The organism is Geodermatophilus sp. SYSU D00525, from assembly GCF_054050475.1.
Genome location: NZ_JBJGZK010000015.1, coordinates 36,469 through 53,370 on the forward strand (window position 1 = coordinate 36,469; position 16,902 = coordinate 53,370).

Annotated in this window: 9 protein-coding genes; 2 read left to right on the top strand and 7 right to left on the bottom strand. The window is 74.6% G+C overall.

The features are described from left to right. The first annotated feature begins 56 nt into the window (after nt 1–56). Nucleotides 57–4,241: an AAA family ATPase gene (locus ACI796_RS14210; RefSeq protein WP_456941874.1), complete on the top strand. Its 4,185-nt coding sequence runs from the start codon at nt 57–59 to the stop codon at nt 4,239–4,241. 164 nt (nt 4,242–4,405) lie between these two features. Here ACI796_RS14210 and ACI796_RS14215 read toward each other — a convergent pair whose 3' ends face one another. Further along, nucleotides 4,406–5,206 (bottom strand): esterase/lipase family protein, encoded by an 801-nt coding sequence (locus tag ACI796_RS14215; RefSeq protein ID WP_456941875.1) that lies wholly within the window; start codon nt 5,204–5,206, stop codon nt 4,406–4,408. Nucleotides 5,207–5,432: 226 nt separating this feature from the next. On the opposite strand from ACI796_RS14215, the gene ACI796_RS14220 reads away from it, so the two are divergent. Further along, entirely contained in the window at nt 5,433–6,341 is a 909-nt protein-coding gene (locus tag ACI796_RS14220) for an alpha/beta fold hydrolase (RefSeq protein WP_456941876.1), read from the top strand. Here ACI796_RS14220 and ACI796_RS14225 read toward each other — a convergent pair. The 6 genes from ACI796_RS14225 to ACI796_RS14250 form a co-directional block, all read right to left on the bottom strand. Continuing rightward, nucleotides 6,316–7,848, bottom strand: coding sequence for a long-chain-fatty-acid--CoA ligase (locus ACI796_RS14225; RefSeq protein ID WP_456941877.1), 1,533 nt, complete (start codon nt 7,846–7,848; stop codon nt 6,316–6,318). The genes ACI796_RS14220 and ACI796_RS14225 overlap by 26 nt on opposite strands. Nucleotides 7,849–7,907: 59 nt before the next feature. Continuing rightward, on the bottom strand, nt 7,908–10,862 hold the full coding sequence (locus tag ACI796_RS14230) for a wax ester/triacylglycerol synthase family O-acyltransferase (protein ID WP_456941878.1): 2,955 nt from the start codon (nt 10,860–10,862) through the stop codon (nt 7,908–7,910). Next, nucleotides 10,859–13,096 (bottom strand): glycerol-3-phosphate 1-O-acyltransferase, encoded by a 2,238-nt coding sequence (locus tag ACI796_RS14235; protein WP_456941879.1) that lies wholly within the window; start codon nt 13,094–13,096, stop codon nt 10,859–10,861. The genes ACI796_RS14230 and ACI796_RS14235 overlap by 4 nt, the downstream gene beginning before the upstream one ends. A 133-nt stretch (nt 13,097–13,229) precedes the next feature. Next, nucleotides 13,230–14,237: an NAD-dependent epimerase/dehydratase family protein gene (locus ACI796_RS14240; protein WP_456941880.1), complete on the bottom strand. Its 1,008-nt coding sequence runs from the start codon at nt 14,235–14,237 to the stop codon at nt 13,230–13,232. Between the two features lie 59 nt (nt 14,238–14,296). Continuing rightward, on the bottom strand, nt 14,297–15,703 hold the full coding sequence (locus ACI796_RS14245; RefSeq protein ID WP_456941881.1) for a WS/DGAT/MGAT family O-acyltransferase: 1,407 nt from the start codon (nt 15,701–15,703) through the stop codon (nt 14,297–14,299). A gap of 105 nt (nt 15,704–15,808) precedes the next feature. Continuing rightward, the gene (locus ACI796_RS14250; RefSeq protein ID WP_456941882.1) at nt 15,809–16,813 is read right to left on the bottom strand and encodes an alpha/beta fold hydrolase; all 1,005 of its coding nucleotides are present in this window, start codon (nt 16,811–16,813) and stop codon (nt 15,809–15,811) included. Nucleotides 16,814–16,902 lie beyond the last annotated feature (89 nt).

The following is a 16,902-nucleotide window of genomic DNA, read 5'->3' on the forward strand; positions in this document are numbered from 1 at the left end:
GCTAGTCTTGCCCGGATCGCACCCACGGAGAGCGACTACCGTCGTAACGGAGAGTCATGACGGTTCCGAGCGACGTCCTGACGAGCTTCGTGCCGGAGGTACTGGCACGTCGCATCCTCGACCGCTCGGAACCTCCTGGCACGTGGACGAGCGAGGCGGCCGAGCTGGTGGTGCTCGGGCTCGACATCTCCGAGTCCACCGCGATCATCGAGGACCTCGTGCGGTGGACCCCGGACGGACCCGAGACCATCGCACGGGCGCTGGACGGTGTCTTCTCGCTGCTGGCGGACGTGGTCACGGCGCATCGCGGCTCGATCGCCACGCTGGCGGGCGACGAGGTCGTCGCGGTGTGGCCGACCGCCGAGACGGGCGGCGCGGTCGCCTCTGTGGCCTGGGCCGCGCGCGCCGCCACGGCCGTCCGGGACCAGGTGGGCGGCCTCGCACCGGTGGGGGGGTACCCCATCCGCCTGCGCGCGGGGCTCGGAGTGGGGCGGGCCTGGCTGCTGGACGTCGGGGACGAACTCGGGCACCGGCTCTTCGTCCCCGTGGGGCCCGCGTTGGAGGAGATGGCCCAGGCGCAGAAGGCCGTGGCAGCGGGCGAGATCGGCATGAGCGCCGAGGTGCGCCGTCTGATCCGGGAAGGCGGGGGTCGGGATGCCGCGGGAGAGGGGGAACCGCTCGTCCGTGCCCCGATCGCCGGGTCGGCGCCCCGTTCGCTGGCGACTCCTCCGCACGCCCGGGTGCCGGTGCCTCCGGCCCTGGCCATCCCTTACGTGCCCGACTGGGTCGCCGAGGTCGTCAGCTCCGGCCACGAGGACTTCGCGGAACTCGCCCCGATCACCGTCATGTTCGTCTCGCTCCGGCCACGGCCGTGGGACGAGGACGGGGTCCGGGCGGTGGCCGAGGCCTCGAAACAGGTGCTGGACGTCCTCGACCGCTACGCCGGCACGGTCGTCAACGCGGCCCAGGACGTAGAGGGCCTCACGCTGGTCGCAGGCTTCGGCCTCCCTCCGCTGGTGCGGGAACGGGAGGCAGCGCGGGCGAACCAGGCGGCCCTAGAGATCAGCCGGGCCATGCGCCAGGTCGTCGAGCACGGAATCGGCGTCGCCACGGGCCACGCCTTCTGCGGGGTGCGCGGGAGTCCGGCCTACCGGCAGTACATGATGGTCGGCCCCGTCGTCAACCTCGCGGCGCGACTGATGCAGCGGGCCCAGAACGAGGTCCTCAGCGATCACGTGAGTCAGCACCTGAGCCGTGATCGGCTTCGGTTCTCCGCCCGGGGCCGCATGGGGGTGAAGGGCTTCGCCGATCCGGTGGAGGTGTACCGGCCCGAATGGCACGAACCGGAGCCGGGGCTCCCGACGATCCGCCGACTGGCCGGCGAACAACCGGCCGTGCTCACCCGAGGGCGCGATCACGAGCGCGAGGAACTGATGGGGCGGTTGGTCGCGCTCGGCCTCGGGACCTCGACCGCCGTGGTCGTGGAGGGTGAGCCAGGGGTGGGCAAGACCCACCTGGCCGTGGACCTCCTGCAGGCCAGCGAGAGCTATGAGCACGTCACCGTCCTGGTCGGGAGCGGCGACGACGTGGATCCGCGTCCGTACCACGTCTGGAAGCGCGCGTTCAGCAAGGCGCTGGGGCTTTCGTCCGAGCGGGACCCGCACCGGCGAGCGCTCCTGGTCACGGAGCGGCTCGCGAAGTGGCCCGAGCTCGTGGAGTGGACGCCGCTGCTCAACGAGGTCCTCGACCTCGCGCTCGACGACTCGGCGCTCCGGGGCATGACCGGCCGGGCGCGGCGGGAGAACACCGTCCGCGTCCTGGTCCAGCTGCTGAGCGAGGTGGCCGCCACGACCCCGCTCCTCATCGTGCTGGACGACTGCCACTGGATGGACTCGGCGTCCTGGGAGCTGGTCAGGGCGGTGCACCGCAGTGTCGCCCCCAGCATGCTCGCGCTGTTCACGCGGCCGGTGCAGGAACCCTCGCCACAGGACGTCGAGCCGGCCGATCCCGCGCCGCCCCCCGGACCGGACGAGGGGCTCGTCCGCACGGCGGCGGAGGTCCTCACCCACCTGCGCGAGCACGGCGCCCTGGTGCTGCGCCTGCGTCCGCTCCCGGCGGACGTCACCGAGCAGATCGCCCGTGACTTCCTGCAGGTGAAGACGTTGGACGAACCGGTTCGATCGCTGTTTCGAGGCAAGGTCGACGGCAGCCCGCTGTTCACCGTCGAGCTGGCGTACCAGCTGCGGACGGACGAGCTGATCTCGGTCGTCGGGCGCGGCGACCTGGCGCGGGCCCGCTTGGCGGTGCCCTCCGTCGACCTGGACCGGCTCCGGCTGCCGGTCCGTGTCGAGGAGGTCTTCCGCGCCCGGTTGAGCGCGCTGTCCGCCCGCCAACGCATGGTGATCGGGGCGGCGAGCGTCATCGGGACCAGCTTCGACGCCGAGCGGATCCTGGCCGCGGATCCCCGGCTCGATGCGGCGTCCCTCGCCGAGGACCTCCGTGACCTCGGGCGCAAGAAGGTGATCGCGGCTCGGCCCGAGGGCTGGCGGTTCGTCCACGGCCTGATCCGCGACGTCGCACAGCAGTCCCTGCTGCCCTCCGAGCTCAGGCAGAGGCACCGTGCGCTGGCGGAGTGGTACGAGGCCCAGGGGCGGCGCTCCGAGACGTACGCCGTACTCGCCCACCACTGGGCCGAGGCGGGCGAACCGGCGCGCGAGATCGAGTACCTCGAGGCCGCGGCGACCGACGCGCTCGCCAAGGGTGCGGCCGAGGAGGCCGCGTCCCTCCTCGAGACCGCACTCGCGGTCGACGGGCGGCTGGACGTGCCCCTGCCCGCGGTCCCGGACGCCAGGAGGGCCTTCTGGGAGGACGCGCTGGCCGAGGCCCTCGCCACCCAGAACCGGCTCGAGGATGCCGTCACCCACTCCCGGAGGGCGCTCGCACTCGTGGGGCACCGGGTGCCGACGAGCCGGCTCGGCTGGGCCACACGGCTCGGACGGGAGGTCGTCGGGCAGATCGTGCACCTGGTCCTCCCGCGCCGGTGGAGGCCACGGGGGGACGTCGCACTGCTGGGCCAGGCCGCCTGGATCCTGTCGAGGCTAGGCGAGATCCTCTACTTCAGGGCCCAGGCTGTGCCGTCGGCCGCCAGCCAGCTGGCGGCCATCAACCTGGCGGAGCGAGCCGGCAACGAGGGTCTCGCCGGCCGGGCCTACGGCGAGCTGGCCTATCTCGTGGGCACGATGCGCCTGCACCGGCTCGCGGTGCGGTACTTCGACCGGGCCCGGTGGAAGTTCGCGCGCGAGTCCACGGGCCGTCCGGGTCCGCTGACCGTCGAGGTCCTGCCGGACGCGGTGTGGGAGCACGACCTCACGGCGACCGTCTCGGAAGCCGTCTACCTGCGGACCATGAACCGCAGCGTGGACGTGACCCCGATGCTGGACGACGTCCTGCGCCAGTACCGGAGCTCCGGCCAGAACTGGGCCGTGGAGATCTGTCTGGTCGTCCGGGGGTTCTTCCTCGAGGTGACCGGGGAGCTGCGCTCGGCCCGGGCGGACTTCGAGGAGCTGATCACCTCGGCCCGGCGGCGGGGCAACACCGAGCACGTCCTCTGGGGCATGGCCCTGCTGCTGCCGTTGCTGCTCAGCCTGGACCGCACCGCCGAGGCGCTGGCCGTGGACGACGAGGCGATGGAGGTGTCCAGCGACGAGTACAAGCTGTTCGCCCCGGTCCTCCAGGGTGGCCACGTCCGGGCGCTCCTCGCCCGGGGGGGACCGGCCGCTGCGCTCACCCGTGCCCGGCGGGTCATGGATGCGTTCGGGATGGTCCCCTACACCCACCTCGCCGGCCTGACCGCGCTGCTGCAGGCCTGCCTCGAGATGCTCGACCAGGAGCGGGGGACTCCCCGCGAGAAGGACGTCCGCAACGTGACGCGGCGGGCCCTCCGCGCGCTGAGGACGTACAAGCGGATCTACCCGTTCGCGCGAACCCGGTACGAGCTGTTCCTCGGTCGGTACCGAGCCGCCCAGGGCAGGGACGACGCCGCCCGGCGCTGTTGGCGTCGTGGGCTGCGGACCGCGGAGGACGACCGGCTCCTCCTCGACGGAGCCCGGCTCCGGCTGTGCCTGGCCGGGCAGCTCCCGGAGGGGTCCGCTGCCCGTGCTGAGCACCTGCGACAGGCACGCCGAACGGTCGACGGTCTCGGACTCCGTCGTCTCGGTGAGTTCGCGGCCCTGGCCGAGTGACACCGGACCCGACGCCCACGAGCGAGCGGTCGCGCGTCCGATCCCTGCCGCGACCACTCCGTACCCGTCGCCGCGACCCGCCGTCCGGCACGTCCCGGCACCCAGCGGTCAGCCGTGGTGGTCACGGACGTCTGGGGACCACCACAGCTGATCGACCGGTGGGCTCAGGCCGCGGCGGCCGGGTGCAGCGGGACCTCGGGGACGTCGGGGCGCGGGAAGGCCGGGCGCAGGGTGAGCGGCGGGCGGAACGGCCGCCAGGTGCCCTCCCGCTGCGCCAGCCGGTCGGCGACGGCGTAGATGACCGCCGGGTTGTGGCCCATGCCCAGGTGGCTCGCGTACACGGCGATGTTCTCGGCGTGCGGCGAGAGCCGGTCCAGGCACGCCTGCCAGGCGACGATGCCGTCCTGGTGCGAGTAGATCGACGTCGACGGCACCGGCAGCGGCGTCGACTCGCTCTCCAGCGGCAGCGTCCGCTTCTCCACGTGCAGGTGCGAGTAGCGCTCGAACACCTTGTGCGCGCGGGTCTGGCTGTCGCGCTTCAGGCCGAAGGGGCTGCCCAGGGTGATCACCTGGCGTACCGCGTCGGGGGTCTTGCGGGCGAGGTCGCGGGCGAAGATGCCGCCCAGGCTCTGGCCGATGAGGGTGACCGGGCGGCCGTAGCGGTCGCTGAGGTCCTCGATCCGGCGGCTCATGCCCTCCACGCACTCCTGCGTCGGGCCGATGTTGCGCCCGAGCCGCCAGCCGTGGACGCGGTAGCCCAGCCGCCGCAGCGTGCGGCGCAGCGTCGCCGTCGACATGTCGTCGGCCATGAGGCCGGGCAGCACCAGGACGGGGTGGCCGTCACCGGTCGGTAGTCGCGGCAGCAGCGGGCGGGCCGCCAGGTAGAGGCCGTAGTCGGCCATCGCACGGCTCACCTCTGTCAGGTACAGGGGCAGGCCGGGCCCGTCGTGGGGCTGTCGCGACACGTCGTCCTCCTCGCCGGCGGCACTCACCGCCTCGCCCGGGCCGGTACCCACCCTGGAGTACCGGTCACACCTGACTGCGACGACTCGCGGTGTCCAGTGTGGCCCCGATCACATGCGTCACAGGGGTCCCAGGCGCGCGACCAGGGCACTTTCCTGTGCCGTATCAATGACCGGACGGCGGCCCACCGGGTGCCGCCGGCACGCGCAGCGGGAGGGGACCGTCAGGGTGGACGAGGTGCCGGGGACCAGCAGGACCGTCGACCTGGGCGGCCCGGTGCACGTCGTGGACCACGGCGGCGCCGACGACGGCCCGGTGGTCGTGCTGGTGCACGGGCTGGGCGGGTCGCACGGCAACTGGGACCTGTTCGCGCCCCTGCTGACGCCGTCGGCCCGGGTGTGGGCCCTGGACCTGCCCGGTTTCGGCCGCAGCGAGCCGGGCGAGCGCCGCGCCACCGTGCCGGCGAACGTCGCGGTCCTGCAGCGCTTCCTGCGCGAGGTGGTGCGCGAGCCGGCGGTGCTGGTCGGCAACTCGATGGGCGGGATGGTCTCGCTGTTCACCGCCGCGGCGACGCCGGACCTCGTGCGGGGCCTGGTGCTGCTCGACCCCGCGCTGCCCGGCGGCCGGCGCCGGCTGGACCCCCTCGTCGCGGGCACCTTCGCCCTCTACGCCCTGCCGGGTCTGGGGGAGCGGTTCCTCGCGCTGCGGCGGGCCCGCTCGACGCCGCTGACCCGGGTGCGGAAGATGCTCGAGCTGGTCGGCATCGACCCCGACGAGCTGCCCGCCCCGGTGGTCGACCGCGCGGTCACCCTGCTCGAGCAGCGCGAGGACGTCGCCGGGATGGACCGTGCCTTCCTCGCCGCGGCCCGCTCGCTGCTGGGGATCCTGGCCGACCCGCGCCGCTACCGGGCGGCGATGGCGCGGGTGGCCGCGCCGGTGCTGCTGGTGCACGGCGACCGCGACCGGCTGGTCCCCGTCGACGCCGCCCGCGAGCTGGCGCAGGCGCACCCCGGCTGGCGGTACGAGGAGCTGGCCGGGGTCGGGCACGTGCCCCAGCTGCAGGTGCCCGACCGCCTGGCCGACCTGGTGCTCTCCTGGATGGGCGAGACCGTCAGCGGCCGCGCAGTTCGGTCTTGAGGACCTTGCCGCTCGGGCCCTTGGGCAGCTCGTCGATGACGACCACCTCGCGCGGGTACTTGTAGGCGGCCAGCCGCTCCTTGCAGAACGCGATCACCTCGTCCGGCTCGACCGAGGCGCCCGAGCGCAGGCTGACGAAGGCCACGACCTCCTCGCCGAGCCGCTCGTCGGGCCGGCCGACGACGGCGGCCTCCATCACCGCCGGGTGGGCGTGCAGGACCTCCTCGATCTCGCGCGGGTAGACGTTGAAGCCGCCGCGGATGACCAGGTCCTTCTTGCGGTCGACGATGTAGAAGAACTCGTCCTCGTCCACGTAGCCGAGGTCGCCGGTGTGGAACCAGCCGCCGCGCATCGCCTCGGCGGTGGCCTCGGGCCGCCCGAGGTAGCCCTTCATGACGTTGTGCCCGCGCAGCACGATCTCGCCGACGTTGTCCGGCCCGGGCGGCAGCGGCCGGTCCTCGCCGTCGACGACGCGGACCTCGCAGCCCCACATGCGCTTGCCGATCGAGGTGACCCGCCGCTCCTCGGCGCTGCGGTTGAACGTGGCCAGCGCGCAGGTCTCCGACAGCCCGTAGCCCTCGAGGATCGTCGCCCCGGCGTAGGCCGCCTCGAAACCCTTGATGACCTCGCCGGGGATCGACGCGCCACCGGAGACGCACACCCGCAGCCGGGAGACGTCGCGGCCGGACAGGTCGGCGTGCATGAGCGCCACGAACATGGTGGGGACGCCGCAGAACACGGTGACCCGGTGCTCCTCCATCGCGTCGAGGACGGCGCCGACGTCGAAGCGGGGGACCAGCGACAGCGTCGCGCCGGCGCGGATCGCGCAGTTCATGACGCTGGACAGCCCGAAGACGTGGAACAGCGGCAGCACCGCCATGCCGACGTCGTCGTCCCGGTACTGGAAGGTCTCCGCCGCCACCGACGCCGCCATGTACATCTGGAAGTGGGTGAGCTCGGCGCCCTTGGGGCGGCCGGTGGTCCCGCTCGTGTAGATGATCGTGGCGGTGTCGTCGGGGGACATCTGCTCGACGTCGGCCGGGTCGGCGCCGGCACCGGCGGCGACCAGGGCGTCGAACGGGGTGGTGTCCGGCGGCGCGTCCGGGCCGCCGGGCGCGGAGACCACGTACACCCGGACGCCGCCGGCCTCGGCCGCACCCTTGACCGCCTCCTCGGCGAACGCGTCGAAGGTGACCAGCACCTTCGCGCCGCTGTCGGAGAGGTGGTAGCTCACCTCGGGCGCCTTGAGCAGCGGGTTGAGCGGCACGACCGTCATCCCGGCCCGCAGCGCCCCGAAGTAGGCGAGCACGAACTGCGGCACGTTGGGCAGCTGCAGCGCGACGCTGTCGCCGCGCTGCAGCCCGGCCTCCCGGAGCCCGCCGGCCACCTGCGCCGAGAGCTGGTCGACCTGCCCGTAGGTCAGGGTGAGCGGGCCGAGCCGCAGCATCGGCTTGTCCGGCTGCGCGGCGGTGGACTCGCGCAGCATGGTGGCGAGGTTGAAGGTCATGGCCTCTCCTGGGCTGGGACACCGGCTTCCGCCCGGTGCTGTACCGCAGGAGACCTGGCTCACACCTGACCGAGTGCCACCACCTCGTCCAGGCCCGCCTGCAGGTCGGCCACCAGGCCCGCCGGGTCGGTGACGGCGGCGGAGTCGAGGTTGACGCCGATGCAGCACTGGTCCTCGTGCGAGAGCAGCGTGACCATCGCCGCGCAGCCCGGCAGCGGGCCGAACGGGTACATCCGCAGGATCCGCGAGCCGGCGATGTACACCGGGTGCGCGACGCCGGGCATGTTGCTCACCTGGACGTCGTTGGCGCTGGTCAGCCGCCCGGAGACCGCGCCGACCACCGGTGCGGGGAGCCAGTGCAGCGCCGGGCCGAGCAGGTCGTCGGTGACGCCGCTGGCGCTGGTCTCGCGGGCCGAGAGGACGAACTGCCGGATCGTGGCGATCCGCGCGGCCGGGTCGGCCTCGGCGAGCGACGCGGTGAACCGGGCGCCGGTGAACCGGTTGCCGCCCTGGGCGTCGTCGCGGGCCCGCAGGCTGATCGGGATGCCGACGGTCATCGTGCCCAGCGGGGCGCCGGTGCGCTCGTGGTAGCGGCGGAAGCCGCCGACCACCGCGGCGAGGAACCCGTCGTTGAGGCTCCCGCCGGCCGCCTTCGCGCCGCGCTTGAGGTCGGCGAGCGGCACCTCGAGCACCTCGAACCGCCAGTCGCCGCCGCGGGCGGCGAGTGCGGGGGAGCTGCCGCGCGGCGGCGCGAGGGTCTTCGTGGCCGCGCGGGCGGCGTCGAGCGCCTGCGCCGCCACGTCCCGCGGGTGGCGCAGGGTGCTTAGCGCCTCCACGCCGCGGCGCAGCGCGGCCAGCGGTACCGAGCGCGCGGTGCCGACCAGCTGCTCCGTCAGCGCGCCCACGCGGGAGACCTCGCCGGGCACCGGGGCCGGCGGCTCGGGCCGGGCGGGGTCGCGGTCGGGGCTGCGGCGGTGCAGCAGGCCCATGAGCTGGACGGCGCCCAGCCCGTCGGTGGTGCTGTGGTGGGTCTTGACGACGTAGCCGGCGCGGCCCTCGGCCAGGCCCTCGACCAGCAGCACCTCCCACAGCGGCCGGCCGCGGTCCAGTGGGGCGGAGGCGAACTCCCCGACGACGTCGAGCAGCTGCCGCGTCGAGCCGGGCTCCTCCAGCCGCACCCGGCGCACGTGCCGGGCCAGGTCGAGGTCGTCAACCGTCACCCAGCGGGGCGCGCCGACGCCCAGCGCCGGCTCGACCACCTTCTGGCGCATCCGCGGCACCATGCGCGAGGCCCACTCGTGCGCGCCGAGGAAGCGGTCCCAGTCCGGCGCGGTCTCGAGCACCTCCAGCAGCGTGACGTTGGCGCGCAGCCGCGGGTCGGCCGCCTCGGCGCGCCACATCGCCGTCTCGATGGGGTTCATCTCCGGCGAGGTGCCCCAGTCCAGCGGCGCGGCGGGGACCGCGGGGGCGGGCCCGGCCTCCTCGGCGGTGGGGGACTCGGCGACCACCGGCCGCTGCGTGCGCCCGGACCAGTTGGCCAGCGTGGCGACGAAGGAGTCGCGCACCTCGGTCACGTGCCGGTCGAGGTCCTCGACCGACCAGCCGGCCGTGTCGACCGGGGGCAGCACCCGCACCTGCACGGTGCCGGGGGAGATCGTCGTCGCGCCGCGCCACATCAGCTCGCCGGCGTTGCGGATGACCACCGGCACGACCGGCACGCCGGCCTGCATCGCGACGTGGAAGGCGCCCTTCTTGAACGCCCCGAGGGTCGGGGTGGCCGAGCGGGTGCCCTCGGGGGCGACGACGAGCGAGATGCCCTCCTCGAGCCGCTGCACGGCGGGCTCGAGGGCACGGCGGGCCTGGGCGGGGTCGCTGCGGTCGACGAAGGCGACGTCGGCCAGCCGGAACGCCAGGCCGAAGCCCGGCGTCCGCGCCAGCTCCTTCTTGGCCACGCCGGTGAACCCGCCGCGCAGCAGCTTGGCGAGGATGAGGACGTCGAGCTGGCTCTGGTGGTTGAACAGGAACACCGCGGGCCGGGTGGCCAGGTGCTCGGCGCCCTGGACGTCGAGCCGGACGCCGGCCAGCGCGCTGCCGAGTTCACCCGCGAGGGTGAGGCCGAGGTCGACCGCCTCCCGCCGCGAGCCGCCCAGCGCGCCGACCGCGAGGCCCGTGGCGAAGCCGCCGAACATGCCGCCGACGCCGGCCAGCGTGCGGGCGACGTCGGCCGGGGAGGTGCTCCCGCGGCGCTTGAAGCGGGCGACCGGCCACGAGTAGTGCCGGGCCGCGGCGGTCAGCCCCTTGCCCGGGTTGAGCGCGCGGGCGCGGCCGACGGTGCGCAGGAAGGGGACGTCCTCGTCCCCGTTGGAGTAGGCGTAGCTCTGCAGCAGGTCGATGCCGTGCTCCTCGGCGAAGGCGCGCACGGCCGCGGCCTTGCCCGCCCGCCACAGCAGCGGGCCGCCGGGGCGGCCGGTGCAGACGCCGTCGACGATCTCGACGGGGGAGACCAGCACGTGCTGCACGCCCAGCGCGCGGGCGGCCGGCTCCACCTGGAAGCGGGTCGCCGACGAGGCCAGGACCACGGTGTGCCCGGCCTGCAGGTGGGCGGTGACCAGGCGCCAGGCCTCGGGGTACAGCGAGCCCGCGATGCCCTGGACGAACAGCCGCTCGCCGAGCTCGGCCAGCTCGTCCTCGCTGCGGCCGGCCCAGGCGCGCATGCCGGCGACGGTGAACCGCTCGAAGTCCTCCTCGGTGGTGACCCCGCGCAGGCCGGTGAGCAGCAGCTGGCCGAGGTCGGTCGGGGTGACGTGCAGCGAGCGCAGGTGGTGTCGGGCGAAGGCGGCCAGCGAGTAGCCGTCGATCACCGTCCCGTCGAAGTCGAAGAACGCCCCGACCCGTGGGCCGGGCGGCGCCGCCTCGACGTCGGCGACCAGCTGCTCCTCGGTCCAGACGTTGCTCCGGGCCATCGCGGCCGCCTGGTCGCGCAGCCCGCCCCCCGTCGACGTCTCGGCCGTCACGGTTCCACCCCCACGTTCTCCCGCCGCGCCGCGGCGTCCAACTCGTCGATCACCACTACTCGGCCGACGACGTCCCGGACTTGAGCGGCCCACTCCTGCCGCCGGCGGGCCACGTCCTCCCGGCCGGGGTCGACCAGGTCGAGGTTGGCGGCCAGCCGCAGCGCCCCCGCGAACAGCTCGCGGGACAGCGACTCGGGCCCGTGCAACCGGCCCTGCAGCAGCATCTGCTGCCCGACGCCGGAGCACTCGGCGAGGAACTCGGGCTCGGTGACCGGCGTCCGCGGGTCGCGGGCGGCGAGCCGCTCGGCGACGACGAGCTGCGCGTCGACGAAGGACCGCAGCACCCGGTGGGCCACCAGCAGGTCGGCGCGGCAGAGGACGTCGCGGCCGTCGGCGGTCTCCCATCCCGGGTCCAGCCGCTCCAGCTCGGCGGCCAGCCGGGCGCGGTAGGCGTCGCGGTCCTCGAAGAAGAACTCGAACTTGAGCAGGTCGCGCAGCCGGTAGGCCTCGTCCCAGCGGTCGGCTGGGTCGCGCAGCATCACCAGCTCGGCGATCGCCCGGTCGACGAAGTGGTGGATCGCGTTGTTGCGGTAGAAGGCGGCCACCAGGTGCTGGCCGCGCTCGATCGCGTACACCGGCTCCTCGCCGCCCTCGTACACGGTCACCACGCCCTGCCCGGCCAGCGCGCCGAGCACCCGCCGCACCCCGGGGGGCGTCCCCAGCGCGGCGCCGGAGTGCGGCAGGCCCCGCTCGGTGAGGTAGCGCAGCAGCGGCTCGAGCACCCGCTGCACCTGCGCCAGCGTCAGCGCCCGGTCCCGCACGCCGAGCAGGGCGAGGGTCACCAGCGCCGTAGCCGTCGCCGGGGTGACGTCGTTGATGCCGACGGCGACCCGGAAGGCCACCTTCTGCAGGCTCAGCCGGCGCGAGCCCGGGTCGGCCGGGTCGGCGCCGCGCAGCGCCGCGGCCAGCGACAGCGGCTCGGCGAAGCCCACGTGCACCGTGCCCAGCGGCGTGCGCACCTGCTCGCGGATGTAGGACGCCATCCACGACAGGCCCTCGCCGCGCTTGGCCGCGCCGCCCTGCTCGGCGGCCATGCCCGACACCTCGCGGAGCTGGTCGTAGGTGATCGACACCGGGACCAGGTAGACGTCCTCCACCCGCTTGCGCTCGACGGCGTCGGCGACGAAGCCGAGCAGCCCGTGCCGCGGCGGGCGCAGCTTGCCGGTGCGGGAGCGGCCGCCCTCCATGTACCACTCGAGGTTGAACCGCTTGGCCAGCAGGAACGCCAGGTACTCGCGGACGGCGGTCTTGTAGACCTGGTCGTCACCGAAGCTGCGCCGGATGAAGATCAGCCCGGCCCGCTTGGCGATCGACCCGACCGGCCAGAACCGCAGGTTCTCCCCGCCGAGCACGTGGTTGCGCGGGAAGTCGTGCTGCGCCAGGACGTCGGCGAGGACCAGCGGGTCGACGTAGGAGCGGTGGCTGGGCAGGAACACCAGCGGGTGGGTCCGGTTGAGCTCGCGCAGGTCGGTGAGCCGTGCGGTGTCGGCCTGCACGTCCCAGGCGCGGGCGTGCACCGGCCGCAGCAGCCCGGTGAACACCTCGACGGCGGCCGGGTCCATCGCCGCGACCAGCTCGTCGAGGTCGGCGGCGGCCTCGGCGGCCACCTCCTCCTCGGGCAGCTCCAGCCGCCCGGCCAGCGCGGCGACCTCCGCGCGCCACTCGGGGCTGTGCCGGATCGCCTCGGCGACGTGCCGGGGCACCTTGGCCCGGTCGCCGACCACCTGCCGCTCGGCCCGGTCGAGGGCCAGCGCCGCCTGGTGGGCGACGAACGCGGCGAGGCTGCCCGTGCCGTCCCACCGGCCGGTCAGCTCGCCCACGGTGGCCGGCTCGGCGACGACGACCCGCGCCCGGTCCGGGTCGCGGCGCACCGCCGCCGCCTGCAGCGGGGCCGGTGGGCGGCGCAGCAGCGAGGGCCGGGCCGCCGACCACCGCCCGCGCCGGCCGGGGCCGCGGCGGGTCACCTCGGCGCCGCCGCGCGGCGTCCACGCCACCCGGGTCGCGGTCACCACGGTGGCGGGGTCGGCGTCGGCCAGCGGCCTGGCCAGCGCCGAGCCGCTCAGCGGCAGGACCGTCCCGCCCGGGGGCAGCCCCTCGGTCGCCATCCGCCGCTCGACCTCGCTCGCGGCGTCGACCAGCACGATGCGGGGGACGTCGTCCGCTCCGGGGCTCATGCGCACTCCTTCCTCGGGGCTCGTCACGGCTCGCCGGCGCCGGGTACAACGGTCGGGACGCCCCGCCGGTCACGGGGCCGGCGCCGGCGGGTGCAGCCGATCCTGCTCCCGCCCGGCGTGGCGCGGGCCGGTCTCAGCGCTGGTCGAGGGTGGCGCGCAGCGCCTCCAGGCCGGAGTAGTTGGGGCGCCAGCCCAGCTCCTGCTTGGCCTTGGTGGTGTCCATGATCGCCGGGTGGCTGACCGCCTCCACCCACTCGGCGGCCGGCGGCAGGAACGGCAGCCGGGACACCGCGCGGGCGGCGAACTGCGCCGGCGCCGCGGGCAGCGGCACCGGGAGGGCGCCGTACTCGCGGGCGACGTCGGCGGCGGTCAGGACGCCGTCGCCGGCGATGTTGTAGGCCCCGGGCGGGCCGGCGGCGACGACGCACTGCAGCAGCGCGGAGCCCACGTCGTCCTCGTGGACGAACTGCAGCGGCAGGGCCGGTACCGCGACCGGCACCGGGACCGGCAGCCGCCGGGTGCTCTGCTCGGCCAGCCACCGTCCCAGCGGGGCCAGCGGGCCGGGCAGCAGGTCCTTGGCGCCGACGGTGTGCGGGCCGAGCACCACCGGCGGGCGCAGGAGGTACAGCCCGAGCTCCGGGTGGGCCTGCGCCTCCTGCCGCAGCAGCTGCTCGAGCTCGGCCTTCTCCTGCGCGTAGAACAGCCGGGACGCGGGGCGTACCGGCCAGTCCTCGGTCATGCCGACCGGGTTGTCCCGGTGGAAGCCGTACGCGGCGAGCGAGGAGGCGTAGACGAACCGGCGTGCGCCGGCGGCGGCCGCGGCGCGGAACGCGTTGAGCGTCCCGTCGACGTTGATCGCCCGCGTGGTCTGCCGCGAGGCGTTGCCGGTGATGAGGAACGCGAGGTGCACCACGACGTCGGCGTCGGCGAACGCGTCCTTCAGCGCGTCGGCGTCGCGCACGTCGCCCCGGCGGTACTCCATCTTCGTCCAGCCGCGGGCGGCCGGGTCGAAGGGGCGGCGGGCGATGCCGACCACCCGGCGGACCCGGTCGTCGGCCTGCAGCAGGGGGACCAGGCCCTCCCCGAAGGTGCCGGTGGGGCCCGTGACGGCGACGGTCAGATCGGTCTCGGAAACGGTCACGACGGCGCGCTACCCGCGGTCGCCGGGCGTGAACCGGGTCACGCCCGGCGACCGCCGGGTCACGGCGCGGCCGCGGCCGGCTGCGGCTCCGCGGCGAGTCCGACGAGCTCGGCGATGCCGCGGCAGATCCCCTCGGCCAGCACGTCGACGTCGGGGAAGGCGTCGAAGTCGGCGTTGATGCCGAAGGTCATCGAGTTGAGGTAGCTGAAGATCCCGATGGAGATCCGGGTGCCGCCGGCGATCGGCACGTAGGGGTGCGCCGACACCATGCGCTTGCCGAGCACGTACAGCGGCACCCGCGGGCCGGGCACGTTCGTCGTCACCGCCTGGCACCACATCTGGCCGGTCTGCATGGCCGACCGCACCCCGAGGGCCAGCAGCGTCGGCGCGACGTAGTCGCCCATCCCGATGATCGAGCGGGCGTCGACCGCCTGCATCGTCCTCTTGTACTCGTCCATCTGCTGCTTGACGGCGGCCAGCCGGGCCCGCGGGTCGGGCTCGCCGACCGGCAGGTCGACGAAGACGGCGGTCACCCGGTTGTCCAGCGACCCGCGCTCGCCCTCCTTGCGCACCGAGATCGGCACCATCGTGCGGACGACGGTGTCGCCGCCGAGCGCGCCGCGGCCCTTGAGCAGGTCGCGGAAGCCGCGGGTGATGGCGGTGAGGACGACGTCGTTGACCGTGCCGCCGAGCGCGGTGCGGGCGGTGCGCAGGTCCTCGAACTCCGCGTCGGCCCACGCCCAGCGCCGGTGCGGGCCGATCGGGCCGGTGAGCGTGCGGGCCATCGGGGTCAGCGCCTGGCGGGCCAGCTGCGGGACCGACGACACCGCCGCCTTCGCGCTGTCGACCAGCCCCTTCGCGCCGGTGCTGACGGCCTCCGGGCCGTGCACGAGCTGGCGCAGGGGAGCGGTGAGGGTCTCGGTGAGCGCGCCGGCGATCATCTCGACGCCCGAGGGGCTGCGCTGCGGCGACCAGTCGCGCGGCGCCTTGTGCTCGGCGTTCGGGTCGAGGTCGAACATGACCTGCATCAGGTCGGTGCCGGCGATGCCGTCGACCATGCAGTGGTGGACCTTGGAGATGATCGCCCAGCGGTCGTCCTCCAGGCCCTCGACCAGCCACACCTCCCACAGCGGCTTGGCCATGTCCAGGCGCTGGCCGAGCACCCGCCCGGCGAGGTTGCGCAGCTGCTCCTCACCGCCGGGCTTGGGCACCGCGGTGTGCCGCACGTGGTAGAGGATCTGGAAGTGCGGGTCGTCGACCCACAGCGGGCGGCCCAGGTTGAAGGGCACCTCGCGCACCCGCTGCCGGTAGCGCGGCACCAGCGGCAGCTTGCTCAGCAGCAGCCGCACCAGGTCGCCGTAGGACGGCGCCGGTCCCTCGAAGACCGCCACCGAGCCCACGTGCAGCGGTGCGTTCTCGGTCTCCGCGTAGTAGAAGCCGGCATCGGTCGCGCTCAGGCGGTCCACGGTCGCTCCCCAACTCGTCGAGACGGTGTCGGCCGGTCCCGTATCCAGCGACCCGGCCGTCGGAACACGGTCGTGTGGTGCCGGACACGGTAGGCAGGTCCGCGGTCAGCCTGCCTGCCGGACGCTGCCGGGGCCAGCCGCTGCCACCCGGTCGAGCAGGTCGGTGAGGGCGCGGTCGACGACGGCGGTGCGGGTGAGGTTGACGCTGTGCCCGGCCCCCGGGACGACGACCAGCTCGGCCCGCTCGCCGATCCCCTCGGCCAGTTGCCGGCCGTGCTCGGCCGGGGTCAGCCGGTCGTACTCGGCGGCGACGACGGTGCACGGGACCCGCCCGAGCACCGGCAGGGACGCGGTCTCGTCGTGGTCGAGGAAGGTTCCGTAGAAGGCCATGGTCACCGTCAGCGGCGTCTCCTCGAGCATCGCCTGCACGACGCGGACGGCCTCGCGCGTGGCGTCGTCGCGGCCGAACAGGTAGCGGCGGGTGAACCGGTGGCCCAGCCGCGTGCCGCGCCGCCGCAACCGCTCCAGCCCGGGGGCCAGCAGCCGCAGCCACCACAGGTAGAGGCCCAGCAGGTGCAGCGCGCGCATCGCCTTCACCGCGAACCCCAGGGGCCCGCGGGCGACCAGGCCGCCGGCCGAGGTGGCCAGCAGGAACGCGCCGACGACGCGGGTGCCGAACAGCTCGGGCCGCTGCCGGGCCAGCGCCATGATCGTCATGCCGCCCATCGAGTGGCCGGCGAGGACCACCGGCCGCCCGGCGGGGACGACGGCGTCGAGGACCTGGCCGAGGTCGCGGGCGGTGCGGTCGATGGTCGCCGTCCGCGGGTCGACCCAGCGGGACCGGCCGTGGCCGCGCTGGTCCCACAGCACGATCCGGGCGCGGTCGCGGATCGCCTCGACCTGCAGCTGGAACTCGCCGAGGCGGGCGGTGAACCCGTGGGAGAAGACCACGGTGACCGGGGCGTCCTCGGGTCCGTCGAACTCCACGTGCAGGTCCACGCCGTCGTCGGTGCGGACGGTGCGCGAGCCCGGCGGCGGGGGTCCGTCGATCCCCGGGACGACGGGGATGCGGGGCGGGACGGGGGCGGGGCGGTAGCGGCGGAGCGGCACCCGTCCATGACAGCGCAGCTCCGGGGGAGCGGCGACTCAGCCGCCTCTCGCGCGGAGGGCGGACCGGGGCTCAGCTCCGGGGCGCCGCC